23 protein-coding genes are annotated in these 24,907 nt (G+C 64.0%); 15 read left to right on the top strand and 8 right to left on the bottom strand.

The window, feature by feature from the left end; genetic code table 11:
* Together AC1DPF_RS10180 and AC1DPF_RS10175 are read right to left on the bottom strand one after the other, a co-directional pair.
* The coding region (locus AC1DPF_RS10180) for a transposase (RefSeq protein WP_477961093.1) at positions 1-160 on the bottom strand (160 nt) is incomplete at its 3' end.
* Positions 161-278: 118 nt separating this feature from the next.
* The gene (locus AC1DPF_RS10175; protein WP_477961081.1) at positions 279-1,499 is read right to left on the bottom strand and encodes a cytochrome P450; all 1,221 of its coding nucleotides are present in this window, start codon (positions 1,497-1,499) and stop codon (positions 279-281) included.
* A 113-nt stretch (positions 1,500-1,612) separates the two neighbouring features.
* Between AC1DPF_RS10175 and AC1DPF_RS10170 the strand changes: the two genes are divergently transcribed.
* Positions 1,613-2,053 (top strand): putative quinol monooxygenase, encoded by a 441-nt coding sequence (locus tag AC1DPF_RS10170; protein ID WP_477869448.1) that lies wholly within the window; start codon positions 1,613-1,615, stop codon positions 2,051-2,053.
* Complete coding sequence (locus AC1DPF_RS10165; RefSeq protein ID WP_477961079.1) at positions 2,050-2,805, top strand: glucose 1-dehydrogenase; 756 nt, start codon at positions 2,050-2,052, stop codon at positions 2,803-2,805. Before AC1DPF_RS10170 ends, AC1DPF_RS10165 begins: the two co-directional genes overlap by 4 nt.
* Positions 2,806-2,821: 16 nt before the next feature.
* On the opposite strand, the gene AC1DPF_RS10160 is transcribed toward AC1DPF_RS10165, so the two are convergent.
* On the bottom strand, positions 2,822-3,820 hold the full coding sequence (locus AC1DPF_RS10160; protein ID WP_477869452.1) for an NADP-dependent oxidoreductase: 999 nt from the start codon (positions 3,818-3,820) through the stop codon (positions 2,822-2,824).
* Between the two features lie 107 nt (positions 3,821-3,927).
* On the opposite strand from AC1DPF_RS10160, the gene AC1DPF_RS10155 reads away from it, so the two are divergent.
* The 4 genes from AC1DPF_RS10155 to AC1DPF_RS10140 all read left to right on the top strand — a co-directional run bounded on the left by AC1DPF_RS10155 (position 3,928) and on the right by AC1DPF_RS10140 (position 7,987).
* The gene (locus AC1DPF_RS10155; protein ID WP_477869453.1) at positions 3,928-4,740 is read left to right on the top strand and encodes a helix-turn-helix transcriptional regulator; all 813 of its coding nucleotides are present in this window, start codon (positions 3,928-3,930) and stop codon (positions 4,738-4,740) included.
* 92 nt (positions 4,741-4,832) lie between these two features.
* Entirely contained in the window at positions 4,833-6,056 is a 1,224-nt protein-coding gene (locus AC1DPF_RS10150; protein ID WP_477961077.1) for an aromatic ring-hydroxylating oxygenase subunit alpha, read from the top strand.
* Entirely contained in the window at positions 6,053-7,492 is a 1,440-nt protein-coding gene (locus AC1DPF_RS10145) for an aromatic ring-hydroxylating oxygenase subunit alpha (protein ID WP_477961075.1), read from the top strand. The genes AC1DPF_RS10150 and AC1DPF_RS10145 overlap by 4 nt, the downstream gene beginning before the upstream one ends.
* 39 nt (positions 7,493-7,531) lie before the next feature.
* Positions 7,532-7,987, top strand: coding sequence for a VOC family protein (locus AC1DPF_RS10140; protein WP_477961073.1), 456 nt, complete (start codon positions 7,532-7,534; stop codon positions 7,985-7,987).
* A gap of 41 nt (positions 7,988-8,028) precedes the next feature.
* On the opposite strand, the gene AC1DPF_RS10135 is transcribed toward AC1DPF_RS10140, so the two are convergent.
* A complete protein-coding gene (locus tag AC1DPF_RS10135) occupies positions 8,029-8,436 on the bottom strand; it encodes a nuclear transport factor 2 family protein (protein WP_477869460.1) in 408 nt (135 codons plus the stop codon).
* 151 nt (positions 8,437-8,587) lie between these two features.
* Between AC1DPF_RS10135 and AC1DPF_RS10130 the strand changes: the two genes are divergently transcribed.
* Genes AC1DPF_RS10130 through AC1DPF_RS10105 form a run of 6 tightly spaced genes read left to right on the top strand, consistent with a single transcriptional unit; the run spans position 8,588 to position 15,607 of the window.
* Entirely contained in the window at positions 8,588-9,373 is a 786-nt protein-coding gene (locus tag AC1DPF_RS10130; protein WP_477961071.1) for an SDR family NAD(P)-dependent oxidoreductase, read from the top strand.
* 7 nt (positions 9,374-9,380) lie between these two features.
* Entirely contained in the window at positions 9,381-10,547 is a 1,167-nt protein-coding gene (locus tag AC1DPF_RS10125) for an acyl-CoA dehydrogenase family protein (RefSeq protein WP_477961069.1), read from the top strand.
* Between the two features lie 49 nt (positions 10,548-10,596).
* Entirely contained in the window at positions 10,597-11,778 is a 1,182-nt protein-coding gene (locus tag AC1DPF_RS10120; protein ID WP_477961067.1) for an acetyl-CoA C-acetyltransferase, read from the top strand.
* A 19-nt stretch (positions 11,779-11,797) separates the two neighbouring features.
* Positions 11,798-12,556 carry an SDR family NAD(P)-dependent oxidoreductase gene (locus tag AC1DPF_RS10115; RefSeq protein WP_477961066.1) on the top strand — a complete coding sequence of 253 codons (759 nt, stop codon included), beginning with the start codon at positions 11,798-11,800 and terminating at the stop codon, positions 12,554-12,556.
* A gap of 49 nt (positions 12,557-12,605) precedes the next feature.
* Positions 12,606-13,490 carry a crotonase/enoyl-CoA hydratase family protein gene (locus AC1DPF_RS10110; protein WP_477961064.1) on the top strand — a complete coding sequence of 295 codons (885 nt, stop codon included), beginning with the start codon at positions 12,606-12,608 and terminating at the stop codon, positions 13,488-13,490.
* A gap of 44 nt (positions 13,491-13,534) precedes the next feature.
* Positions 13,535-15,607, top strand: a complete 2,073-nt coding sequence (locus tag AC1DPF_RS10105) for a 3-hydroxyacyl-CoA dehydrogenase NAD-binding domain-containing protein (RefSeq protein ID WP_477961062.1) — start codon at positions 13,535-13,537, stop codon at positions 15,605-15,607.
* Between the two features lie 109 nt (positions 15,608-15,716).
* Here AC1DPF_RS10105 and AC1DPF_RS10100 read toward each other — a convergent pair whose 3' ends face one another.
* Complete coding sequence (locus tag AC1DPF_RS10100) at positions 15,717-18,155, bottom strand: TonB-dependent receptor (protein ID WP_477961059.1); 2,439 nt, start codon at positions 18,153-18,155, stop codon at positions 15,717-15,719.
* 639 nt (positions 18,156-18,794) lie between these two features.
* Here AC1DPF_RS10100 and AC1DPF_RS10095 point away from each other — a divergent pair.
* The 3 genes from AC1DPF_RS10095 (at position 18,795) to AC1DPF_RS10085 (ending at position 22,030) form a co-directional block, all read left to right on the top strand.
* Positions 18,795-19,574, top strand: a complete 780-nt coding sequence (locus AC1DPF_RS10095) for an SDR family oxidoreductase (protein WP_477961057.1) — start codon at positions 18,795-18,797, stop codon at positions 19,572-19,574.
* A gap of 134 nt (positions 19,575-19,708) precedes the next feature.
* Positions 19,709-20,581: an LLM class F420-dependent oxidoreductase gene (locus AC1DPF_RS10090; RefSeq protein WP_477961056.1), complete on the top strand. Its 873-nt coding sequence runs from the start codon at positions 19,709-19,711 to the stop codon at positions 20,579-20,581.
* A gap of 294 nt (positions 20,582-20,875) precedes the next feature.
* Positions 20,876-22,030 (top strand): hypothetical protein, encoded by a 1,155-nt coding sequence (locus tag AC1DPF_RS10085; RefSeq protein ID WP_477961054.1) that lies wholly within the window; start codon positions 20,876-20,878, stop codon positions 22,028-22,030.
* 126 nt (positions 22,031-22,156) lie between these two features.
* On the opposite strand, the gene AC1DPF_RS10080 is transcribed toward AC1DPF_RS10085, so the two are convergent.
* From AC1DPF_RS10080 to AC1DPF_RS10070, 3 genes are read right to left on the bottom strand one after another with little or no spacing between them, the layout of a single operon-like run.
* Positions 22,157-22,948, bottom strand: coding sequence for an enoyl-CoA hydratase/isomerase family protein (locus AC1DPF_RS10080; RefSeq protein ID WP_477961052.1), 792 nt, complete (start codon positions 22,946-22,948; stop codon positions 22,157-22,159).
* On the bottom strand, positions 22,945-23,706 hold the full coding sequence (locus AC1DPF_RS10075; RefSeq protein WP_477869483.1) for an SDR family NAD(P)-dependent oxidoreductase: 762 nt from the start codon (positions 23,704-23,706) through the stop codon (positions 22,945-22,947). Before AC1DPF_RS10075 ends, AC1DPF_RS10080 begins: the two co-directional genes overlap by 4 nt.
* A gap of 13 nt (positions 23,707-23,719) precedes the next feature.
* On the bottom strand, positions 23,720-24,904 hold the full coding sequence (locus AC1DPF_RS10070; RefSeq protein ID WP_477869485.1) for an acetyl-CoA C-acyltransferase: 1,185 nt from the start codon (positions 24,902-24,904) through the stop codon (positions 23,720-23,722).
* Positions 24,905-24,907: the final 3 nt, after the last annotated feature.

The raw sequence follows: 24,907 nt of genomic DNA, 5'->3' as shown, positions 1-24,907 counted from the left end.
CGGGCAGGTCGGACCAGCGCGCACCAGAACGCAAGACCCACAATACTCCATTGATAAACAAGCGATTATCTTGCGCCGTCCGCCCAGGATCACTGACCTTGCCCGGAAGCATCGGCTCGATCCGACGCCACTGCGCCTCGCTTAACTCGTATCGCTTGATCCCCATGATGCCTCCGCAATCGCGGAAACCCATGAATCAGACATCCCACCACTTGGGAATCCTCTGAATGTMGATACAGCCTAGGGCTTCGAATTGAGCCCCGGCGGGGAAGCCGGGACTAGAAGGCGATGTGCAGCGCCTTGAGCGCACGCAGCACGAAGCCGGGATGATGTTCGAAATCGTTGCGGCCCTCTGGCAGCCGGAGATCCGGCAGCCGTGCGATCAATGCCTTGAACGCGATCTGCAGTTCCAGGCGGGACAGGCCCGAGCCCGGGCAATGATGCTCTGCCTGGCTGAAGGCCATGTGGCGCATGGCATTGCGCCGATCGAGCTTGATCCTGTCGGGGTCCTCGAACACCTCGGGATCACGATTGGCAGCCGCGAAGCGCAGATGCAGGGTGGCCCCCTTCGGAATCTTCACGCCCCGGATTTCGGTGTCGCGCGTGGCGGTGCGATAGAGACCCTGGGTCGGCGACTCGAGTCGCAGAACTTCCTCGACGAAGCCGTTGATGCGCGCGGGATCGCGCCTCAGCTCGGCGTGGATCTCGGGATCGCGCAGCATCATCCACAGACCGGAGGCGAGCGCGAACGCCGTCGTTTCGTTGCCGCCGATATACAGGTGATCGATGATCTGGACGATCTGACCATCGGTCAGCTCGTAATCGTCCACGCGGGCATGGGCGAGCTCCGATATGATGTCGGCCGTGGGATTGGCACGGCGCGAGTCGATATGGGCTTTCAGATAATGCTGGAATTCCACGCCCTGCTCGGCGACCCAGATCTCCTGTTCGAGGCTGAGCCCCCGCGCGAACGGCAGCGCCCAGGCGAAGGACCATCGCTTGAGCCRTTCGCCGTCCTCGGCCGGCAGGCCAAGCAGCCCTGAGATGACAGCGGCCGGCAGTGGTTCGGCGAAGGCGGCGATGAATTCGGCTTCTCCCGCTCCGGCGAAAGCATCGATCAGGCGATCGACATGATGCTCGATCAATACACGGCTCTGCTCGAGCCGCTGGCCGGTGAAGAAGTGATTGACCAGCCCGCGGAAGCGTTTGTGCTCGGGCGGATCCTGCGCAAGGGGAAAGGCCTTGGACCAGCCGCGCCGGTCGTAGATCTCGCGTGCCTCGGGGTGGAGCAGCAAGGGTTCGCCGCCATGCTTGTCGGCCTCGTTCGAGAAGCGCTCACTGTCCCGGACCACCATCGCGATGTCGTCGTAGCGGGTGAGGACGAAAAGGGTCGAGTCCGGCACCCGGTACACCGGCTCCTGCTCGCGCAGCAGCCTGTAGGTTTCGAACCAATGCTTGTGCGCATCCGGACCGAACAGATCAAGCTTCCTCGTCGCCAACGGCTTTCTCCCCTCAACGTGCCGCCGATTGACGATTGCAAGCAGCACTGCTGCATGTTACTAGCTGGACCCAGCAGCACGGCCACTATCAAAAACGGCTGCAAGGAGAGGATATGGCGACTTGCCTGGTGCATATGCGCGTCAAGGAGGGCGGTGCTGCCGCGTTCGAGGCGATGGCGCGCGCGCTCTACGAGGCTTCGACCGGCAACGAGCCGGGCCTCAGGCGCTATGAATATTGGCGCGGCAAGCAGCCGAACACTTATTACTGCCTGCAATCATTCGACGATTATGCCGGTTTCCTTGCCCATGAAACAGCGCCGCACCATGAAGCCGCCGCCGAGCCGATCATGGCGCTGATCGAGCGCTTCGAACTCGAATGGGTCGATCCCGTTGCGGGCGCCGCGCCGCTCGACCCGACGCAGGAGCAAGGGCTCAGCGATGATGTAAGCGAGCGGACTCGAGTTTATGCCGATCTGTTCCCGCTGAGCATCCTGAACTGGTGGTCCGCATTGCGCGATCGAGACGCTGCGGCTCTGGCAGAGGCCGCCCGATGACCGCGCAGGGAGCAGGGCGCGTCGCGGGCAAGGTGGTGGTGGTGACGGGCGCCGGCCGCGGCCAGGGCGAAGCGCATGCCCGTCTGCTCGCCGAGCAGGGCGCCGAGGTGATCGTCACTGATATCCGCGCTGACATGGCCGCAGCGGTCGCCGCGGATATCGGCCCGAGCGCCTGGCATCAGCGTCTCGACGTTGCCGATGAGGCTTCCTGGGCCGCCTTGTTCGCGCTTGTCGAGGAGCGCCATGGGCGGCTCGACGCATTGGTCAACAATGCTGGCATCGCCGTCATGGCCGATATCGTCGCAACCGATCACGCGCTGTTCGACCGAACCGTTGCGATCAACCAGACCGGCGTCTTTCTCGGGATGAAATTCGCCGCCGAGACGATGAAGCGCTCGGGCGGCGGCTCGATCATCAACGTGTCTTCGATCGCCGGGCTCAAAGCCGATCCTTCGTTCTTCGCCTATACCGGCACCAAATGGGCGGTGCGCGGAATGTCGCGCGCAGCGGCGCGCAGCCTGGCTCCCGATCGCATCCGGGTGAACGTGATCCTGCCCGGCATCATCGATACGCCGATGCTGACCGATGCCGTGCCCGGACTGGATGTCGCTGCATTCGGTGCCGGCAACACGCCCCTGGCGCGCGCCGGCTTGCCGGCGGATGTCGCCTCCGCGGTGCTGTTCCTGGTGTCGGACGAGAGCGGTTTCGTAACGGGCGCCGAACTGGCCGTCGATGGGGGAATTACGGCTTAGGGTTTATAATAGCGGGTTAAAGTTTGAGCAATTGCTTGCCGCGGTTCTTGCCCGCGAACAGGCGCATCAGAGTGGAAGGAGCGTTTTCGAAGCCATGTTCGATATCCTCCCGATAGGAAAGCCGGCCCGCCTGGATCAGCCGCTCGAGCCGTGTGCGGATCTCCGGAAACTCGGACGCCCAGTCGAGCACGATGAAACCGCTCATGCTGGCGCGGCGGAAGACGAGGTTGAAATAATTCCTGGGGCCCACGGGCAAGCCGCCGGTTTCGTTACGGCTGATCCCTCCACAGATCACCACGCGGGCGCCGGTGGCGATATTGCCCAGCATCGCATCGAGCACGCCGCCGCCGACATTGTCGAACACCACATCGACACCTCCCGGGCAGAGGGCGCCGATCTGCCCGGACAGATTACCTGCCTTGTAGTCGATCGCGGCGTCGAAGCCGGCTTCCTCGACGAGCCAGCGGCACTTCTCCGCTCCGCCCGCGATGCCAATTGCCCGGCATCCGGCGATCCTTGCCAATTGGCCGACGACCGATCCGGTCGCGCCGGCGGCACCCGAGATCAGCACCGTGTCGCCAGCGACAGGCTGCCCGCGCTTGAACAGCCCGCACCATGCCGTCATGCCGGTCGTACCCAATATCGACAGCATCGCGGTCGGCGGCAGCGTCGTTTCGATCCGTTCGAGGCCGGCGCCATCGGATATATGCCATTCGGTCCAGCCGGTGGTGCCCAGCACGAGATCGCCCGGAGCGAAGCCGGGGCGACGGCTTACCATCACCTCGCTGATCGCGCTGCCACGCATGACGTCTCCGATCGCCATCGGCGCTACATAATCGGCAATATTCTCCATCCAGCCTTTCTGCGCCGGATCAAAGCCCAGATAGCGCGTGGCCAGCAGCATCTCGCCCTCGTCCGGCCCTCTGACCTCGACGGTCGCCTGACGGAAGTGACTCTCCTCGACCGGGCAGCCTTTCGGATGACCGGCAAGAAGCCATTGGCGAGTGACGGGCATGAGCGGTCTTCCTTCCTGGACCTGCCCCGAATCCCGCGCCTGCGCCGCCACGGCTACACGCAAAAATGACAGGTACCGGACAATCGCAGGTTTAGGAGGTGAGAATCATGAGTGCTTCCAGCAGAAATGACTTCAGGCTGTGCAGTTCGATCGAGATGGAGGATCTGGTCGAGCGGGCAACCGTCCGTCGCGTCGAGGACATCCGCGATGCCGCGCTCAGCATCCGCGATTTCGCCGCGCAATATGGCTTGCGCGCCGCTCTGTGCGCAAACATCGCCTCCAGGGAAGCGATCACCGATGCGGACGGATCGGTCCTCGCCGCCGATCTGTTCGGCTGGCGGGCCGAAGGCGAACGCTGGTGGGAGGATCGCAACCTTGCGCTGCATGCCTTGCTGCCTCGCTCCTGCCGTTACGAAAGCGAACCCTTCTGGTGCAGCGCGCGCGGCTTTTTCACCGCGTCGCCCAATCCCTATCTGAAGGAAATTGATCCAGGCGGCTATTTCACGAGCCAGTCCTGCTTCAAGGCCGTGATCATGGTTCCGGTCCACCTGCCGTTCGCGCAGGTCTCGGCCAATAGCTTCGCGCCTTGCGATCCGGAGGCCGACGATCTGTCCGACATATTTGCGGCGATCGGCGGGATCCTAGGCGCGATCACGCGGCGCTTCATCAGCGGCTATGTCTCGGCGATGCGGACCAAGCGGCGCATACCGTCGGACTGCGAGCTGTCCAAGCGCGAAGTCGAATGCCTCCGCTGGGCCGCGATCGGCAAGACGGACCGGGAGATCGCGATGATCATCGCGCTTAGCCATGCCACCATCCGCTACCATATCAATCGCGCCGGCGAGAAGCTGAACGCGATCAACCGGGCGCAGGCTGTCTTCAAGGCCGGCCAGCTCGGTTATCTCGGCGCAAACGCGTGATCCGTGTCTCCCATCAAAACCGCTAGCTAAAGCCGCGGCGCAATCATGTCATACCCAGCTTGAAACCAGACGCGACGAAGCGAGGCGAGGATATGGCAGAGGCTGATCTCCAGTCGGACGATTGGGCGCAGGTCCGGCGCCGCAATGCGCGTCAGGCCCTGCGCGAGTTGGTCGCTCGGGTCGCAGACGATCGTACCGACAGCGCCGAAGCTCCGCTGCCGCTCCACAAGTCGATCTATACCGGCGAAGCGCGCCACGCCGCGGAGATGCGCGGCGTCTTCCACAAGGAGCCCGTGCTTGCCGGACTGAGCGGCGACCTTCCGGAGCCCGGCGACGCGCTGGTATTCGATGCGGCCGGGCCCTCGGTCCTCGTCATGCGCGGCAAGGACGGCGCGGTTCGCGCTTTCCGCAATATGTGCACCCATCGCGCGGCGCGGTTGGTCGAAAGCCGCGAACCCTGGAGCGGGCATCTGCCGCGCGTGTCCTGCCCGTTCCATGCCTGGACCTTCGATGCCGCAGGGCGTCTGGTCGGCCAACCCGGCAAGGATGGTTTTGCCGACTGCGCGATCGGCTCGCGCAACCTGATCGAGCTGCCCTGCTCAGAACATCTCGGGCTGATCCTGGTGCGCGTCGATCCTGATGCGGGGCCGATCGACGCCGAGGCGCATCTCGGCAGCTTCGGCGCCGTGCTCGAACAGCTGGAGCTGCACCGCGCCGAGCCTGTCAAGAAGGGCATTCTTGCGGCTGACGCCAACTGGAAATTCGCGCTCGACACTTACGGCGAGAGCTATCATTTCAAGGCGCTGCACGGATCGAGCATCGGGCAGGCATTTTTCACCAACCGCCAAGTCTACGACTCCTTCGGCCGGCATTATCGCGTTAATTTCCCCGAATTGTCGGTCGCGGATCTGGTCGGCAAACCCGAAGACGAGTGGCCCGAAACCGATTATGGCGGGGTCCATTACCTCTTCCCCAACACGATCATTTTCTTCGGTGCGGTGGTGCCGGGCGTCTATTTCACGCAGGTCTTCCGGCTGTTCCCGGACGGCGCGGATCGCATGATCTGCCATTTCGCCGTCTATGCGCCGTTCGGCATCGAGAGCGACGCGCATCGTGCAGCCTGCGAGACGGCCTATGACCTGACCGCGCAGGTGGTGCAGACCGAGGACTATCGGGTCGCGGCGTCGGGCTTTTCCAATCTGCTCACGGCGCCAGCGGATTTCCACGTCGTGCTGGGAGCCAACGAGGCCGCGCTGCACAACGTCCATCGCCATATTGCCGAAGCCTGCGCGATGCCCCTGGATCAAAGCGAGTGAGCGAATCGATGAGCGACGCCGACCTTTCCCTCCCCCGCGAGGATCGCTGCCCCGGGCTGAGCTATAGCGACATGCTGGCAGGCGACACGAGGGGCGCGCCCGATTGTCTGGTCGCGGAATCCAATCAGAACCTGGGCGACGAGCCGCTCGATCCGGCACGCTACACCAGCGAGGCTTTCGCGGTTGCCGAGCGCGAAAGTCTATGGCCGAATACCTGGCAGTTTGCGGCGCGCGAGGAGGATCTGCCCGAGCCGGGCGACACTGTCGTCTATGAGATCGCCGACAAAAATTATCTGCTGGTCCGCCAGTCGGACGGTTCGATCAAGGCCTTCCACAATGTCTGCCTGCATCGCGGGCGGCTATTACGCGACGAGGGCGGGCGTTCGGTCAATCTGCGCTGCCCCTTCCACGGCTTCACCTGGCACAATGATGGGACGCTCAAGGAAATTCCCTGTCGCTGGGATTTCCCTCACCTCGAGGGCAGGGACCTGTCGCTGCCCGAATTGAGGGTGGAGCGCTGGCACGGCTTCGTCATGGTGACGGAGAATCATGAACTGCCGTCCTTTCGGGAATGGGTCGGCCCCGGGGTCGAACATTATGATCTCTGGAAGCTCGAGGAGTGCCATACAGCGGCATGGATCGGGCGGGTATTCCCCGCCAACTGGAAGGCGACGGCCGAAGCTTTCATGGAGGCCTTCCACTCGGTCGTCACGCATCCGCAGATCCTGGGGTTCACCGCCGACGCCAACACCCGCTACGACCTCTATGGCGATCATATGAACCGGGCGATCACGCCCAATGGCGCGCTTTCTCCGCATGTGCGCGGCCGTGGCCAGCGCTATATCCTCGAGACGATCGCCGATTTCCTGGGCGAAGATGGCGGTGTTCGCTTCGCCACCAGTGCCGACCTTGGCGGATTCGCACCGGATGACCCGCTGCTCGCGCGCAAGGTTCTGGCCGCAGCCAACCGCGAAGCTTTCCAGGCGATGGACGGGCGTGATTATGCGCAGTCGTCGGACAGCGAGGTACTCGACAACTTCACCTATAACATCTTCCCCAACTTCGCGCCCTGGGGCGGGCTGGTGCCCAACATCGTCTATCGCTGGCGCCCGTGGCGCGATGTCGACCATTGCCTGATGGAGGTGCGCATCCTGACCCGCACACCGCTGGGCACGACGCCGCCCAAGGCGCCGCATATGCACCTGATCGGGGAAGACGAATCCTTTACCACCGTGGCGCATCTGATCGGAGCGGGGCTGGCGGGCGTGTTCGACCAGGATCTGGCGAACCTCGCTTCGCTCCAGAAGGGGATGAAGGCTTCGGCGAATGGCAGGATCGAGCTCGGCCACTATCAGGAGAGCCGCATCCGCCACTTCAGCCGCACGCTGGACAAATATCTCAGTGGCCATCTACCCGGGAAATCGATCAACCCCTGAGCGGTGTGTGCGATAAAATCGGACAGCGGAACGGCGCAGATGATCAAGGGCATCCACCATGCCAGCATTACGACCGGGGATATCGGCCGGCTGACCCGCTTCTATTGCGATCTCCTTGGATTCGAGGTCGCGCTCGAATATGCTTGGGGGGCGGGCAATGCCGCGGCAGACGCGATTTATGGCTTGCGCGATACGGCAGTGAAGATGGTGATGCTCCGGACGGGCAATGCCTGCCTGGAACTGTTCCAGTTCGAAAATCCGGCCGGCAAGACAGGCGATCCCCGGCGTCCGGTCAACGACCAGGGCTATACCCATATCTGCATGAGCGTGACCGACATCGATGCCGAATATGAGCGGCTGAAGGCGGCGGGCATGCCGTTCAATTGCCCGCCCCAGCGCCTGCCCGGCCTATGTGCCGCTACTTATGGGCGTGATCCGGATGGAAACATCGTCGAACTGATGGAAGCCGATCCGGACGGGGCGTTCGCGCTGTAGCAACCCACCTGCGGCCGGCTCTGCAGCAAAGGACGCACTCCTCATCCCGCGAGCAGGCGCGCTATTTCACCCGCGTCGAAATAGTGAATGTGCATCTCCGCCATCTTCCCGTCGACATCGAAGCGCGTCACCTCGGCGATACGCTGCGTGAAATGTTTGCCGGTCGTGCGCACGGTCGCGCTCATCTGCAGCAGCGCGACGACGTGATGATCCCCGCCGACCAGATCGATCCATTCGACATGCGGATCATCCCAGAAGCCCATTACATGGGTGAACAGCCGCTGGAGCGCGTCACGGCCGCGCCATTCCCCGCCATAGGGCAGCGTCGGCGGTTCGTGGATGACGAGATCCTCCGCCATGAAAGCGGCGACCATCTCCCATTCGCCACGCGAGGCGTGGTCGTACATCGCTTGGGTCGCTTCCAGCGGGGTCATGGCGTTGCCTTCCATATCATGTTCGAGAGAGTCTACCGTCGCACCCGTCCAGCCAAGACCGTCAAAAATGGCAGGGTCGGCCCCGCCATTGCTTCGTTACTGTCGCAGCACTGGACATTGGCCCTCACGAGCTGGCCGCGTCGGTGGATTGTAAAGGAAGCTCATTGTGAAACTCGATTCCCAGGCCGCTGCGGTGGTCACTGGCGGTGCATCCGGCCTCGGTGCGGCAACCGCGCGGGGGCTGGCGGCCAAGGGCGCGAAGGTGGCGATTTTCGATCTCAATGTCGAGCAGGGGACCGCGCTGGCCGGGGAGATCGGCGGCGTCTTCTGCGAGGTCGACGTCACCTCCGACGAGAGCGTGGACAACGGCTTCGCCGCGGCGCGAGCGGCGCATGGGCAGGAGCGCATCCTGGTCAACTGCGCTGGCATCGGCAACGCGGTGAAGACGGCAAGCCGCGACAAGAAGAGCGGAGAAATCCGGCACTTTCCACTCGATGCCTTCAATCTCGTCATCCAGGTGAATCTGGTCGGCACATTCCGCTGCATCGCCAAGTCCGCGGCCGGGATGCTGGGGCTCGATCCGGTGGGCGCTTCCTGCGAGCGCGGGGCGATCGTGATGACGGCCAGCGTCGCCGCCGAGGATGGCCAGGCGGGGCAAGCGGCATATTCCGCTTCGAAGGGCGGCATCGTCGCGCTGACCCTGCCGATCGCCCGCGATCTCATGGGCGAGGGGATTCGCGTCAACACGATCCTGCCCGGCATCTTCAACACGCCGCTGATGAATGCGGCGCCCGATCATGTGAAGGATGCGCTGGCGGCCAGCGTGCCTTTTCCGAAGCGGTTCGGCGATCCGGCGGAATATGCCGAGCTCGCCCTGGCGATGATAGAGAACGGCTATCTCAATGGAGAGGATGTCCGGCTGGACGGCGCCATCCGCATGGCCCCGCGCTGAGGTTCCCATGACAGGCATATTCGATCAACCATCGCGCTGGATGGACGAGGAACTCGTCCTGTTCGACGATTCGGTGCGCCGCACCCTGGCCGACAATGTGTCGCCCGAGCGGCTCGCCCGCTGGCGCGACGACGGCATCGTCGAGCGCGCAGCGTGGCGTAAAATGGCCGAAGCTGGATTGCTCGGCGTATCGATTGCGCCCGAATATGGCGGCGCGGGCGGCGATTTTCGCCATGAGGCGGTGCTGATCCGCCGCCTTGGCCTGGCCGGGGCTGACGGGTGGGGCGTACCGCTGCACAACGGCATCGTCGCACCATATATCGAGCGCTACGGCACAGCCGAGCAACGTCGTCGCTGGCTGCCGAAGATCGTATCGGGCGAGGTCATCACCGCCATCGCCATGACCGAGCCCGGCGCCGGATCGGATCTGCGCGGCATCCGCACGAACGCGGTGCGCGAGGGCGGCGCCTACAAGATCAGCGGCCAGAAGACTTTCATCAGCAACGGCCAGCATGCCGACCTCATCATCGTCGTCGCCCGCACCGATCCGGCCGCCGGGTCTAAGGGGATTTCCCTGTTCGGGGTCGAAACCGGCGATGCGGTCGGCTTCTGGCGCGGGCGCAATCTCGACAAGGTCGGCCTGGAAATGGCCGACACGTCGGAGCTGTTCTTCGATGACGTGGAGGTGCCAGCGGCGAACCTGATCGGAGGCGAGGAAGGCCATGGCCTCCACCAGCTCATGCAGCAACTGCCGCAGGAGCGGCTGATGATCGCGATCGAGGCCCTCGCGCTGATGGAGGCCGCAGTCGATCATACGCTGGCCTATGTCCGGGACCGCAAGGCCTTCGGGCAGCGGCTGCTCGATTTCCAGAATACGCAGTTCCGCCTCGCCGAATGCAAGACCGAGGCGATGGTCGCCCGCAGCTTCGTCGATCAGTGCATCGCGGATCATGTGCGCGGCGAACTGGACGCCGCAGGCGCCAGCATGGCCAAGCTATGGGTGGCCGAGCGCGCCCAGCGCGTCGTCGACAGCTGTCAGCAGCTGTTCGGCGGCTATGGCTATATGAACGAATATCCGATCGCGCAGATGTACAAGGATGTGCGCGTCAAACGCATTTACGGCGGCACCAGCGAGATCATGAAATTGCTGATCGCGCGCTCGCTCGAACAATGAGCGGACCGCGCCGTCCAGACCGCCCGAACATCCGCAGGAGCAAATCAGCATGAGCAGCAAGCAGGCCTATATCGTTGCGGCAGGCCGCACGGCCGGCGCCCGCCGCAACGGCAGGCTCGCCGCCTGGCATCCCGCAGACCTTGCCGGCAAAGTGCTCGACGCGCTGGTAGCGCGCGCCGGCATCGACCCCGCCGCCATCGATGACGTCATCATGGGCTGTGTCGGCCAGGCCGGCGAGCAGAGCATGCATGTCGGCCGCAATGCGGTGCTGGCATCCATCCTGCCGCAGAGCGTGCCTGCCGTGACCATAGACCGCCAATGCGGGTCCTCGCAGCAGGCGATCCATTTCGCTGCCCAGGCCGTGATGTCCGGTACGCAGGACGTGGTGATCGCCGCCGGCGTGGAAAGCATGTCGCGCGTGCCGATGGGCTCGCCGCTGACCCTGGCGACGGCAGCGGGACTAGGGGTCGGCCCCTGGTCTGCGACGATCCTGCAGCGCTTCGGCGTCCCCGAATTCAGCCAGTTCGATGGTGCCGAGGCGATCGCCGACAAATATGGCTTCAGCCGTGAACATTGCGACGCCTTCGCGCTGGAAAGCCATCGCCGCGCCGCCGCTGCGGCACAGGCGGACGCCTTCGCCGCGGAGATCGTGCCGGTGGAGGTCGCCGATGCAGACGGCAATGTTTCGCTTCATATGGCCGACGAGGGCATCCGCCATGATGCGACGCTCCAGTCGATCGGTTCGGTCAAGCTGTTGCGCGAAGGTGGCAAGATCTCGGCGGCGAATGCCAGCCAGATCTGCGATGGCGCAGCCGGCGTGATGGTGGTGAGTGAGGCGGCGCTCAAGGCGCATGGCCTCACGCCGCTCGCCCGCATTCACAACCTGACCGTCACGGCCGGTGACCCCGTGATCATGCTGGAGGAACCCCTGCCCGCGACCGATCGGGCGCTGAAGCGCGCCGGGCTGCGGATCGAGGACATCGACCTCTATGAAGTGAACGAGGCCTTCGCGCCTGTTCCCCTCGCCTGGCTCGGCCATGTCGGTGCCGATCCGGATCGGCTCAACGTCAATGGCGGCGCGATCTCGCTGGGGCATCCGCTGGGCGCGTCCGGCGCCAAGCTGATGACGACATTGATCCATGCGCTCCGCGCCCGCAACAAGCGCTGGGGCCTGCAGACCATGTGCGAAGGCGGCGGCATAGCCAATGTCACGATCATCGAGGCGCTCTAGAATTCAGGGGGGGCGGCCGGTGACTCTCCGTGCGGATCTAAACGGTACCCGGGCACTGATAACCGGGGCATCGAGCAAGGGGCTGGGCGCGCATTTCGCCTGCACGCTCGCGCAGGCCGGCGCCGAGGTGGTGGTGGCGGCGCGGCGTATGCCCCAGCTGGAAGCGCTGGTCGCCCGCATTGCCGCCACGGGAGGAAGCGCCCGTGCGGTGGCGATGGATGTGGCCGATTCCGACAGCATCGCGGCCGGGCTGGATATTGCCGGGCCGATCGACATTCTCGTCAACAACGCCGGAGTGGAGCGATCGGGGGCCGTGCTCGCCCTGGCCGAAGATGATTACGACCATGTGCTCGACATCAACCTGAAGGGGGTGTGGCTGGTCGCAACGGAGACGGCGCGGCGGATGAAGGCAGCCCAATCCGGGGGATCGATCATCAATATCGCATCGATCACCGGCCACCGCGGGATGGATGGCATCGCGCCTTATAATATCTCGAAGGCGGGCGTGCTGCAGCTGACCCGCCAGCTGGCGTGGAGCCTGGCACGCTATGGGATCAGGGTGAACTCAATCTCTCCCGGCTTTTTCGAGACCGATATCAACCGGGAGTTCCTCGCATCTTCGCACGGCGAGGCAATGCGCAAGCGGGTGGCGATGCGGCGCTTCGGCAGCTTTGGCGATCTCGATGGGGCGCTGCTGCTGCTGGCCTCTTCCGCATCGGCTTTCATGACCGGGAGCGACCTCGTGGTGGATGGCGGGCATCTGCTGACGCCGCTGTAGAGTTCGTCCTGCCACCCGTGATCTGGACGTCGGCCAAAGGGAGGATGCCATGACCTACAAGACCATCCGCTACGATGTCGAAGATGGCATAGCGACGCTGACGCTGGCGCAGCCTTCCAAGCTCAACGCGTTCACGCCGCTTATGATGACCGAGATGATCGATGCATTCGATCGGGTCGACGCCGATGATCGGGTCCGCGCCGTCATCGTGACCGGAGAGGGCCGGGCCTTCTGCGCGGGAGCCGATATCTCCGCCGGGCCAGAGGGCTTCATAACCGAGGGAGGCGAAGGCCTCCTGAACGCCGACGGCACGTTCAACTATGGCGCCAGTGCGGCCCGCGACGGCGGCGGACGGCTCACCTTGCGCATCTTCCGCTGTCTGAAGCCCGTGATCGCCGCCATCAATGGTCCGGCCGTCGGCATTGGCGCGACGATGACGCTGCCGATGGACATTCGGCTGGCCAGTCGCGACGCGCGTTTCGGCTTCGTCTTCGTTCGGCGCGGGATCGTTCCGGAAGCCGCCTCGTCCTGGTTTCTGCCGCGGATCGTCGGCATCGCGCAGGCACTGGAATGGTGTTTCAGCGGAAGCCTGTTCCCGGCGACAGAAGCGGTCGAGGGCGGCCTCGTAAAGGCTGTGTACGAGCCGGACGCGCTGCTGCCGGCCGCACGCGCGCTTGCGCGCGGGTTCGTCGAAAGCAGCGCGCCCGTTTCCATCGCACTTACGCGGCAGATGCTGTGGCGGGGCCTTGGCATGAGCAGCCCGATGGAGGCCCACAGGATCGACAGTCGCGCGATCCTGTCCCGGGGGCGGTCCGCGGATGGAGCGGAGGGCGTCGCGTCCTTCATCGAGAAGCGCGCCGTGGCCTTTCCCGACAGCGTGTCTGCGAACATGCCGGACTTTTTCCCATGGTGGGACGAGCCGACCTACAGCTGACGCCGTCGCAGCGGCCACCGATCTATGCGCGGACAAGGAGTGGAATGATGACCAGGCTCAACCCGGTAACCCAGTTGATGACCATCAATGGGGTTGCCGTTCTGGAAGTCGATTCGCCCCCGGTGAACGCCCTGGGCCATGTCGTGCGCATCGGTCTCGAGGCGGGGGTGACTAGGGCGCTGGCGGATGAGGCCGTCAAGGCTGTCGTCATCGCCTGTGCGGGCCGGACATTCTTTGCCGGCGCCGATATCGGCGAGTTCGGCAAGCCGCTTCTGAAGCCGGACCTCAACGACATTTTCAGGATCATCGAGGGTGCCGCAAAGCCGGTGGTCGCGGCGATCCATGGCACCGCACTCGGGGGCGGCTTCGAACTGGCATTGGCTTGCCACTACCGGATTGCCGAGCCTTCTGCCCGCATCGGGCTGCCAGAGGTCAATCTCGGTCTTCTCCCCGGAGCGGGGGGCACCCAGCGGACCCCGCGGCTCGCCGGCATCGCGGCGGCGCTGGACCTCATCGTGTTCGGCAAGCCGATCGCCGCGAGCGCAGGCAAGGCGGCCGGGCTGATCGACCTGCTGTCCGCCGAGGGCACGCTGCGCGACGAGGCGATCGCCTATGCCGCCCGCCTCGCGGACGAAAATGCTCCGCTGCGCTTGGCGCGCGACCTGGCTCCGGATCTTTCAGCGGATGACGCGTCCAGGCACATCGCGGCGTTCAAGGAGAAGAACGCACGATCCTTCAAGGGCTTCAAGGCTCCGGGCAACATCATCAAGGCGATCGAGGCGGCGGCCATGCTTTCCTTCGACGAAGGCCTGGCACGGGAATGGGCGCTGTTCGAGGACCTGATGGCCAGCCGGGAATCGGCGGCCCAACGCCATATCTTCTTCGCCGAACGGGCGACCAGCAAGATCCCGGGGCTGGGCAGGGATGTGATTCCCCAGCCGCTAAGGTCGATCGCCGTGATCGGGGCCGGCACGATGGGAACGGGCATCGCGATCGCGTTCCTCAATGCTGGACTGTCGGTCACGCTCATCGACCTGGACGGTGCGGCGCTGCAACTGGCGTCGAAGCGCATAGACAAGACTATCCGATCGCTGGCCGAAAAGGGCCGGATTACGCCGGGTGAGGCCGACAAGCGGCTCGCGGCGCTCAGCAGCAGTTCCGCGATCGAGGGCGCTGCCGAGGCTGACCTGGTCGTCGAGGCCGTCTTCGAACGCCTCGACCTGAAGCAATCCATATTCCGCCAGCTCGATGTGATTGCGAAGCCCGGTGCGATCCTCGCCAGCAACACGTCGTTTCTCGACCTCAATGCGATCGCCGCGGTCACAGCGCGGCCCGAACATGTGGTCGGACTGCATTTCTTTGCACCGGCCAACATCATGCGACTGCTTGAAGTGGTCCGAGGCGAGAAGACGTCCGGCGCCGTCGTCGCCACGGCGATGGCGTTGGGGCGCACGCTGGACAAGGTCGCGGTCCTCTCCGGCGTGTGCGACGGGTTCATCGCCAACCGTCTGATGGCGCGGCGAGGCGAAGCCGCCGACCGCATATTGCTCGAAGGCCCGCTGCCCTGGGACATCGATGCGGCGATGGCCAATTTCGGTTTTCCCATGGGCGTCTTCGCGATGCTCGACCTGGTCGGCCTGGATGTCATCGGCTGGGACGCGAACAATACGGCCGGCCGCACGGTGCAGGAAATATTGTGCGAAAGCGGCCGCTGGGGCCAGAAGAAGGGCGCCGGCTATTATGATTATGACGAACAGCGCGTCGGCCGGCCGTCGCCACACGTGCAGAATGTGATCACGGCGTTCCGCGATCGGGCCGGGATCGGCCAGAAGAGCTATAGCGAGGAGCAGATCGTCTTCGAGCTGCTCGATCCTGTCGTGAACGAAGGTGCGAAGCTTCTCGAAGAGGGGGTCGCGCTCAAGGCGTCGGATATCGATATGGCCCTGGTCGCCGGCTATGGGTGGCCGGTCCATTCGGGCGGGCCGATGTTCTGGGGCGACGGGGTCGGTCTTGCCGGAATCGTCGATCGATTGAAGGCCCGCCAACAGGCGGGCGATGCGATCCGAATCTCGCCCTTGCTCGAGCGGCTCGCCGCGACGGGCGGTTTCTTCACCTGACCGTCACAGGGGCCAGGCGCGGCCTGGACGATCATATTCTGTGCCCTGTGCGGCGGACGGGCTCGGCTTTCGTCGAAAGCTCCGCCCGCCCGCAGCACATGTGCCTGGTCTAGAACTTGAACCCGGCTTGGACGAACAGCTTGCGGCCCTCGCTCAGGTTCAGGATCACGTCGTCGCCAGTCGCCGACTGGAACGGCCGCGGGCCGCTGGATGTCACCGTGCGCTTGTCCCCCAGGTTCGTGCCGATCAGGGCCACCGACCAGCGGCCATCCTGAGGGCCGAAGGAGGCGGCCAGGTCGAAGCTGGTCGACGAGCCTTGAACATAGTCGGACAGGCTGCCGTCGCGGGTATAGTAGCGGCTCTTGAACTGCACGTTTCCAGTCAGGTCGAGGGCGAAGTCGTTCCCCACGGGGGTGTGGAAGTTGGCCGCGGCATTGCCGGACCATTTCGGCGCCCCGGAAGACGCGCGGCCCTTGAGATCGCCGAGCGGCGCATTGTCGGGGTCGGGGATGAACGTCTTGGAATATTTGGCGTCGGTGTAGGCGAGCGCACCATAGAGTGTGAGCCCCGGGACATCGGTCACCCACCTGAAATCGACGTCCGCGCCCTTGGATGTCAGCTCGCCGGCGTTCGTCGTGCGGAACTGCACGGCCCGGCCGTCGAAGATCTGCAGTTGCAGGTTGTTGAACTTGTAGTCGTAGATCGAGACATTGATCGTGAGCTTACGATCGAGCCATTGCGACTTCATGCCTATTTCGCCGCCCTTGGCGGTTTCCGATTTATAGATCAGTGCGGCGGCGGTCCGGGCCTTGACCGCGGGATCCGCGCTCGACAGGCCAAGCAGTGCGTTGGACGGCAGGGCGCTGTTGTCGATGCCGCCGGACTTGTAGCCCTTCTTGTACGCCGCATAGAAGTTGAGGTCCCTGGTCGGCTGGTAGCTCAGGGACACTTCCGGCGAGACGTTGCTGTCCTTGTAATTGATCGGATCAGCGACGAAGCCGCTCGGCGCAAAGCCGAAAGCGCTGCTCAGAATGACGTTTTCGTAGGGGATCGAGATCAGCTGGTCCTTCTTCTCATGGGTCCAGCGCACACCGCCCGAAAGCTTCAATTGGCTCGTGATGTCGTAATTGACGCTGCCGAAGGCTGAAACCGCATCGGTATGCGTAAGATGTTCCTTGAACCAGTCGGAGGTGTTCCCCGTGATCGGGTCGGGACCGGCGAGGACAGCGATGTTGATCCCGTTCTGCGACGTGTTGTACTCGATGTGGCGCTTTTCGTAGAAGCCGCCGAGCATGAAGTTCAGCGGACCGTCGAAGCTGCTGGTCAGCCTCGCCTCCTGGCTGAACTGGCGCAGCTTGTTGAACGCCAGGCCAGCGCCGGTGCCAAAGCTGGCCCCGCCCAGCACGCCGCCATAGCTGAAGGCGTCGAAATCGACGGAGTTCTGATCGAGGTAGCCGGTGATCGAGGAGACGGTCAGCTGGTCGCTGAGCTTCCAGTCGAACTTGAGCCGGCCGAAATAGATGTCGGAGCTCGCGTAAGGCACGCCATGGTGGAAATCTTTCCCGAGCGGCGCCTGTATCGCCAGCGGCGCTGCGATGTCCGGCAGGACGTAGCGATTGCCGGAGATGTCGCAGTTGTAGCCGGCCGGGATCAGGAAGGCGCCACCGGCCAGGCTGATCGGATCGGCGACGCCGTTATTCCCGCAACCGATCACGGAGTTACGGATCGATCCGTCGGCTGCGTGATGCACATAATTGATCTTGAGGTTGGCGGAGAAGGAATCCGAGGGCTTCCACTGCAGGGTGGCACGAGCGTTGGCGTTCTTCTCGCCGCGGTCGGGATGCCGCACGCCGGGCGCCGAATTATGCAGCACTTCCTTGATGTCGTTATACTTGCCCGCCAGCCGCAGGCCCAGCGTCTCGGTAAGCGGGCCGGAGGCGAAGGCTTCGGCGGTATAGCCCTTCTGCTCGAACTCGTAGGATGCCTTGCCGCCGAATTGCCAATGGTCGGTCGGATCCGCCGACTTGAACGACAGCACGCCGGCCGAGGCGCTCTTGCCGAAATATAGCGACTGAGGCCCCTTGAGGACTTCGACCTGTTGCATGTCGAAGAAGCCCGACTGCAGCACGCGCATGCTGCTGACGACGACGCCGTCGAAATCCAGTGCGACAGCCGAGTCAAACGCTGCGGAGAGATAGGAAGAACCGACGCCACGCAGGCTGACCTGGGCGCCTGATCCGGAACCGCAGCAAGACACGTTCAAAGTCGGGATGCGGCTCGCCACGTCTTCCGGCTTGTCGAGCTTGAATCGCGCGAGTTCGGCGCCGGCGATCGCAGTGATCGTCACGGGCACCTTCTGCAGGCTTTCGGATTGTTTGCGGGCGGTCACCACGATTTCCTGGATCGGCTGCGCCTCGGCCGTCTCTGCCGAGGCGGGCGCGCCGATGTTCAGCATGAGAAAGCACCCGACCGCCGTCATGACCGAGGTCGCGTAGGCGTCTGGCCGCATCCGTCGCTGGCCCTGGCTATGGTTGAAACCTTCTTCCATGCTGTATCCTTCCCCGTGTAACGTCCGGCGGTGTCCCGTCCGGCTTGTTGTTGTTCGTTGTTCGGAGCACGCGGCAGCCTTATTATAAGGCTTTAGCGGCATCCTTCAGTCAGGCTTCGTGCCGGCATCCGCTCGTCCTGCGCGTGCCCGGGGCCGGCCGTCCGCTCCTTCAGCGGCGTTGGGGCCGCCTCATCGTGCAAACTGTCGCCTGCATCGAGAGGTCGGGCCGGCGAGGGTGTCGATTACCGCTTCATTTCGCCAAAGCTACCCCCTCTTGCGTCCCCCCTGATCTGCATGGCGCAAGCTCGCCATGCAGCCGAAGATAACTGCGTCTTGATCGGTGCGCTGACAGGTGAGTTCAGGCGCCACCGAAGGAGAGTGTTCTCGGGGGCGATTGTGAGCAACTAACATAATTGGTGACGTGCCCCGTGCCTTACTGGAAGGGAAGCGCCACCGCTGCCTCGGGCGCCACGAAATATTGGCGGCGGCCATCCGACCTTGCCGACGTTCATCGGCTTCTCTGAAATGTGCAGATAAAAGGGTCTTGAGGCATCTATTTCTTGGGCCCCGCCGTTGATCAACGGGGTCAAGAGTTTAGGGTGTGCCGAAGTTATAATCTACAGGTCAGGGAGAAATACTATGCAGTACTCCGGTCGGGTTGCCGGCAAGGCGGCGTTGGTCACGGGAGCTGCCCAGGGACTAGGGGCTGCCATCGCGCATATGCTGGCGCGGCATGGCGCGCAGGTCATGCTGGCCGACGTCAACGGCGACGGCGCCCGCGAGCAAGCGGAAGCGATCAACGATGCCATGGGCGCCAAGGTGGCCTATGCCGCCTTTCTGGACGTGACCGACGAGCGGTCCTGGCCGGATGTGGCGGCCGCGGCCGCCGAGCGCATGGGCAGCCTGTCGGTACTGGTCAACAATGCAGGCATCGCCCCGGTGGGATCGATCGAGAATCTGCCGACCGAAACATGGCATCGGGCGATGGCCATCAATGTCGACAGCATATTCTTCGGGACCCGCGCAGCCCTTGCGATCATGCGTGCTCATCAGCCGGGTTCGATCATCAACATATCGTCGATTTCGGGCTTGATCGCTTATCACAGCTTTGCAGGCTATAACGCGTCCAAGGCGGCCGGCTGGATGCTGACCAAGTCGATCGCGCTTCATTGTGCGCATGAAGGTCTGGATATCCGCTGCAACTCGGTTCATCCGACCTTCGTCGATACCCCGCTGCTCGACACGTTGTCGCGCGGCGCGCGGGATGTGCGCAACGACAAGCTGGCGCGCCAGATACCAATAGGTCGCATCGCCCAGCCTGACGATGTTGCCTATGCGGTACTCTATCTCGCGTCCGATGAGAGCCGAATGATGACTGCGTCGGAAATCAAGCTCGATGGCGGCATTTCGGCGATGTAGAGCTTGTCTGAACAGGCCCACGCGCATGCGCGGTTCCGGCTCGGTCGATGCTGGACAGGCATGATCAGCCTGCATATGGTCTGCTGCAAAGCCAAAAGATGGCCGAGCGCTCGAGAGAGCGCTGGAGGATGTCGATGAAGATTGGGGCGGTCTATCCTCAGACGGAAAGCGGGACGGTAGAGTCGCTCGAAAAGATCGGGCAGGCCGTGGAGGCGATGGGATATGCCTCGCTTCTCATGTACGACCATGTCGTCGGTGCCGTCCACGAAAACCGCGATCCCCCGCTCTGGGGCCCTTACACCGACAGGGATCCGTTCCATGATCCGTTCACGGCATTTTCCTTCCTCGCCGGCATCACCAGGCAGATCGAGTTCGTCACCGGCATCCTGATCCTGCCGCAGCGCCAGACCGCCCTCGTCGCCAAGCAGGCCGCCGATCTCGACCTCTTCTCGCGCGGGCGCCTAACGCTCGGCGTAGGTACGGGTTGGAATTATGTCGAATATGATGCGCTCGGCCAGGACTTTCACAAGCGTGGGAAGAAGCTCGACGAGCAGATCCCCTATCTGCGCCGGCTATGGAGCGAACCCCTGGTCAGCTTCGAGGGAACCTTCGACAAGATCGACCGGGGCAACATCATCCCGCGTCCGAACCGCCCGATCCCGATTTTCTGCGGCGGCTTCGGAGAGGCGCCATATCGCCGTGCGGCGAGGCTGGCCGACGGGTTCATCTTCGCGGCAGGCCTGGAAGACAGCGCGCTTCCTGGCTGGAAGCGCTTGCGCGAACTGCTTGCGGAGGCCGGGCGGCCGGTTGAAGGCTTCGGCGCGCATCTGATCCTTCACGACAAGGGCGGCCGCGGCCCCGACGTTGCCGACAGCGTCGATAGTTTGCGCCGCTGGCGCGATGCGGGGGGCACCCATGCCAGTGTCGGCACGATGCATCGCGGCTATCGCACTCCAGAGGAACATATCGATTTCCTCGCCGAGGTCCTGCAGCGCGTCGATCGCTAGCGGGGCGGGCAAAGGACTGCGGAAGTTCACATCCGCCCCAGCAGCGGCACAAACTACGAGGCTCGCAATATGTCGGGCATCGAAAGCGCCCTGCGCAACCCATAGCGCACCCTGATCGCCACAGGCCTGCGCCGGGGCCGGCTCCGCCATGACCCGCGAGAAGCCGGGTGTCGGCCTGCCTCGGCAAGCTACTAAATCAGATTAACTCTGAATAGGCATCCCGAGTAGATTTTCAATGCAGACCGGGCAGTGTAACCGTAACTCTAAACAAAAACACGGGATAGAGCAGGAGATATGGCGATACGTCCGCTGGTAGTGCGCCTATATGAAAAACGCGGCGAGGGTTCTGTCATCAGAACGGCCGAAACTGACGATGCAGGCGTGGTAACTTGGGAGATGTGTGGCGACGTCGTGCCGAGCCCGGTAGATAACAAGGATTTTGCAGTCTGTGCGTTCCTGCACAGGGCCATGCGTCTGGGGCGCGACTTGCACATCGCGGCGCCTGTTTCTCGCAGGATGCTGGAGAATGCGGAGCAATATGCGGCCATATGGAGTTGCTGGCGTCCGTATTATCACAAGATGAAGGTGACCGCCGACGAGGAGATGGATTGCCCGAAAGCGTCGCGGGAGGGCGCTGTTGTCGCCTTCTCGGGCGGTGTCGACGCGACCTTCACCGTTATGCGTCACCAGGAAAAAAGCGCGGGCCGCGCAAGCTGCGACCTCAGAACAGCCATATTGATCCATGGCTTCGACATACCGCTGGTGGACGACAAGGCTTTCAAGATTGCGCTATCGGCCTCCCGAGCAACCCTGGCATCGCGATCAATACCTGTTTCGAGCTGTCGGACGGATTGGAAAAACAAGATCTGTGATGACTGGGAGATGGAGTTCGGCGCGGGACTGGCCGCCGTCATGCATCAATGGTCGGGCGACGCGGGGACGGCATTGCTGGGCTCGGACGAGGATTATGGGCACCTCGAGTTGCCTTGGGGATCCAATCCCCTGACCATCCCCTATCTGTCAGGCGACATGGCCATCCGTTTTGACGCCGGTGAATTCACGCGCTCGACGAAGATCGAGGGGTTGGGGCAGTGGCCGGAAGCCCTCGCGAATCTCAGGGTCTGTTGGCAGGGGCCAATGACCGGCAGGAATTGCGGAGTTTGCGAAAAATGCATCAGAACCAAGCTCAACTTTCTCGCGACCGGGCAAGCCGTGCCACCAGCCTTGGGCAGTCTTGGGCCAAATCAGGTCGCTGGCCTGAAGGCGTATAATCCGGTGCAGGTCGCCTATCTCGACGACATAGTGGAAACGGCGCTGAAGAACGGGATCGAGGCGCCTTGGGTAAATCAACTTCGCCGTCGCATCCGATATTTGAAGGCGCGCTGCAAGCTGAAGCAACTGATCCTGCCGACACTCAATCGCATGCGCAGGCCGGAACCTGTCCTGTGAGCCGATCCTGTCGATGCGGAGCACGTCACCTGCTCGATCGTGATGCCGCGTGAAGCGGTAACGAAGTGGGTCTCGCCGGCTCAGCCAGCATAGGCGAAGGCGGGCCGGCAGTTCCTGTGCTGATCCTTATTTGAGGCCTGCGAAGTCGGGCTTGCGCTTGGCTAGGAAGGCCGCGACGCCCTCGCGGCCTTCGGGGCTGGCGATGTTGGCGGCGATGCCGCGCGCTTCGAGTTCCATCTGGACTTCCCAGCCATTGTCGAATGCGGAAAGCAATAGCGCGCGCGACGTGCCGATCGCGCGGGTAGCCGATCGAGCGAGGCCGGCGGCGAGCTTCGCACCTTCGTCGGCCAGCGCCTCATCGTCGACGACCCGGGTGATCATCCCGATCGTCTCGGCCTCTTCGGCGTCGATCCGGCGATTGGAGATGATGATCTCCTGAGCCTTGCGCAACCCAACGAGGCGCGGCAGCAGCCAGGTCAGGCCGCCGTCGGGGCTTACCCCCAGCGCCCCATAGGCTGCCGAAAACTTTGCCGATCGCGCGGCGAGAACGATGTCGCCACATAGCGATAGCCCAAAGCCGGCGCCGGCCACGGGCCCATTGACCAATATGACCAGCGGCTTGTCCATCCGGGCGAGGCGGGACATCGCCATGTGCAGCGTGCTGGCAAGTTCGCTGACCACGGCGCCTACCCGGTCGCCCGACGACGCCATCACTGCGATGTCACCACCGGTGCAGAACATGCGGCCCGCGCCGGTGAGGACGACGCAGCGGATCGTGGGGTCGCTGTCGCATTGGATCGCCGCCTGCACCAGCGCGCTGCCCAGCGGGAGATCCAGCGCATTGCCGGCGGCGGGCCGGTTAAGCGTGATCTTTGCGATCGGGCCGTCGCGTTCGAAGAGGAGGGGACTGTCGGTCATCGCGGTGCCATCCGGATCGCGCCGTCCAGCCGGATCACTTCGCCGTTGAGCATCGGATTGCGGACGATGCTCTCGACGAGCAGCGCATATTCGGCCGGGTTGCCAAGGCGGCTCGGATGCGGCACCTGCTGGCCGAGCGAGTCCTGCGCTGCCTGCGGAAGGCCCTTCATCATCGGCGTCATGAAGATCCCCGGTGCGATCGTCATCACGCGGATACGGTGCTGGGCGAGGTCCCGCGCAGCGCACAGGGTGAGGCCGACCACGCCGGCCTTGGACGCAGCATAGGCGGCCTGGCCGACCTGGCCGTCATAGGCGGCCACCGAAGCGGTGTTCACGATCACACCGCGTTCCTCGCCGAGCGGTTCTGCCGCGATCAGGCGCGCCGCGAACTTCGACAGGACGTTGAACGTGCCGATGAGGTTGATGTCGACAACCTTACGGAAAATATCGAGCGCGTGAGGAGTCCCGTCCTTGCCGACAATGCGTGCCGGCGGCGCAATGCCGGCGCAATTCACGAGGATACGGGCGACTCCGTGTTTTTGTTCGGCTTCGGCCAGCCCAGCGGCGACGCTGGCGTCGTCAGACACGTCGACCGGCACATAATGGCCGCCGATCCCGGCAGCCGTTTCCGCGCCAATTTCCGCGTTGAGGTCGAAGATCGTGACCTTCGCGCCATTTGCCGCGAGCAGGCGGGCGGTCTCTCCGCCGAGCCCCGAGGCGCCACCGGTAACGATGGCGGCAATTCCGTTAAGATCCATGAACTTCTTCCCCTCAGACGATTTCGACAGCGAAGGCGGTAGCCTCGCCGCCGCCGATGCACAGGCTGGCAACGCCGCGCTTGAGTCCGCGGTGCTCGAGTGCGCCCAGCAAGGTGGTGATTACCCGCGCGCCGCTGGCGCCGATCGGATGGCCGAGAGCGCAGGCGCCGCCGTTGACGTTCAGCTTCTCCGCAGGGATGTCGAGTTCCTTGGCGGCGATCATCGCCACCACGGCGAACGCCTCGTTGATTTCGAACAGATCGACATCGCCGACGGCCCAGCCGGCCTTCGCGAGCAGCTTGCGGATCGCAGGGACCGGCGCGGTGGTGAACAGCCCCGGCTCATGCGCATGCGCTGCGTGCGCCACCACCCTGGCGACAACGGGCAGCCCGAGCTTCTCGGCCACGCTCGCGCGGGTCATCACCAGGGCGGCGGCGCCGTCGGAGATCGACGAAGCATTAGCGGCGGTGATCGTGCCGTCCTTGGCGAAGGCGGGCTTCAGTGTCGGGATCTTGTCGGGACGCGCCTTGCCAGGCTGTTCGTCGCGCTCGATGGTGACGGTGCCGCCGCGCGTCTCCAAGGTCACGGGCACGACCTCGCGGTTGAACGCGCCGCTGTCGATCGCGGCATTGGCGCGGCTGAGCGAACGGATCGCATAATCGTCCTGCGCCTCGCGGGTGAACTGATAGTCGCGCGCCGAGTCCTCGGCGAACGCGCCCATCAGCTTGCCCGGGGTGTAGGCATCCTCGAGGCCATCGAGATACATCGAATCCTTGACGACATCATGGCCGATCCGCGCGCCACCACGATGCTTGGCAAGCAGGTAGGGCGCGTTGGACATGCTCTCCATGCCGCCGGCGACGATGATATCGGCACTGCCGGCGGCGAGCGCGTCATGCGCCATGATCGCAGCCTGCATGCCAGATCCGCACATCTTGTTGACGGTGGTGGCTTCGGCCGACATCGACAGGCCCGCGCCGAGCGCGGCCTGGCGGGCGGGGGCCTGGCCGAGACCCGCGGGCAGCACGCAGCCCATGAAGATCTGCTCTACCTGGCTGGTGTCGATGCCGGCGCGCTCGACCGCGGCCTTCACTGCCGTGGCGCCAAGCTCAGTGGCCGAAGCGCCCGCAAGCGCGCCCTGGAAACCACCCATCGGGGTGCGGGCATAAGATGCGATGACAATCGGATCGATGTTCATGAT

Source organism: Rhizorhabdus sp. P4_G6, assembly GCF_056401045.1.
Note: the sequence above shows the minus strand (reverse complement) of the source record. Positions and strands in the feature narration are given on the sequence as shown.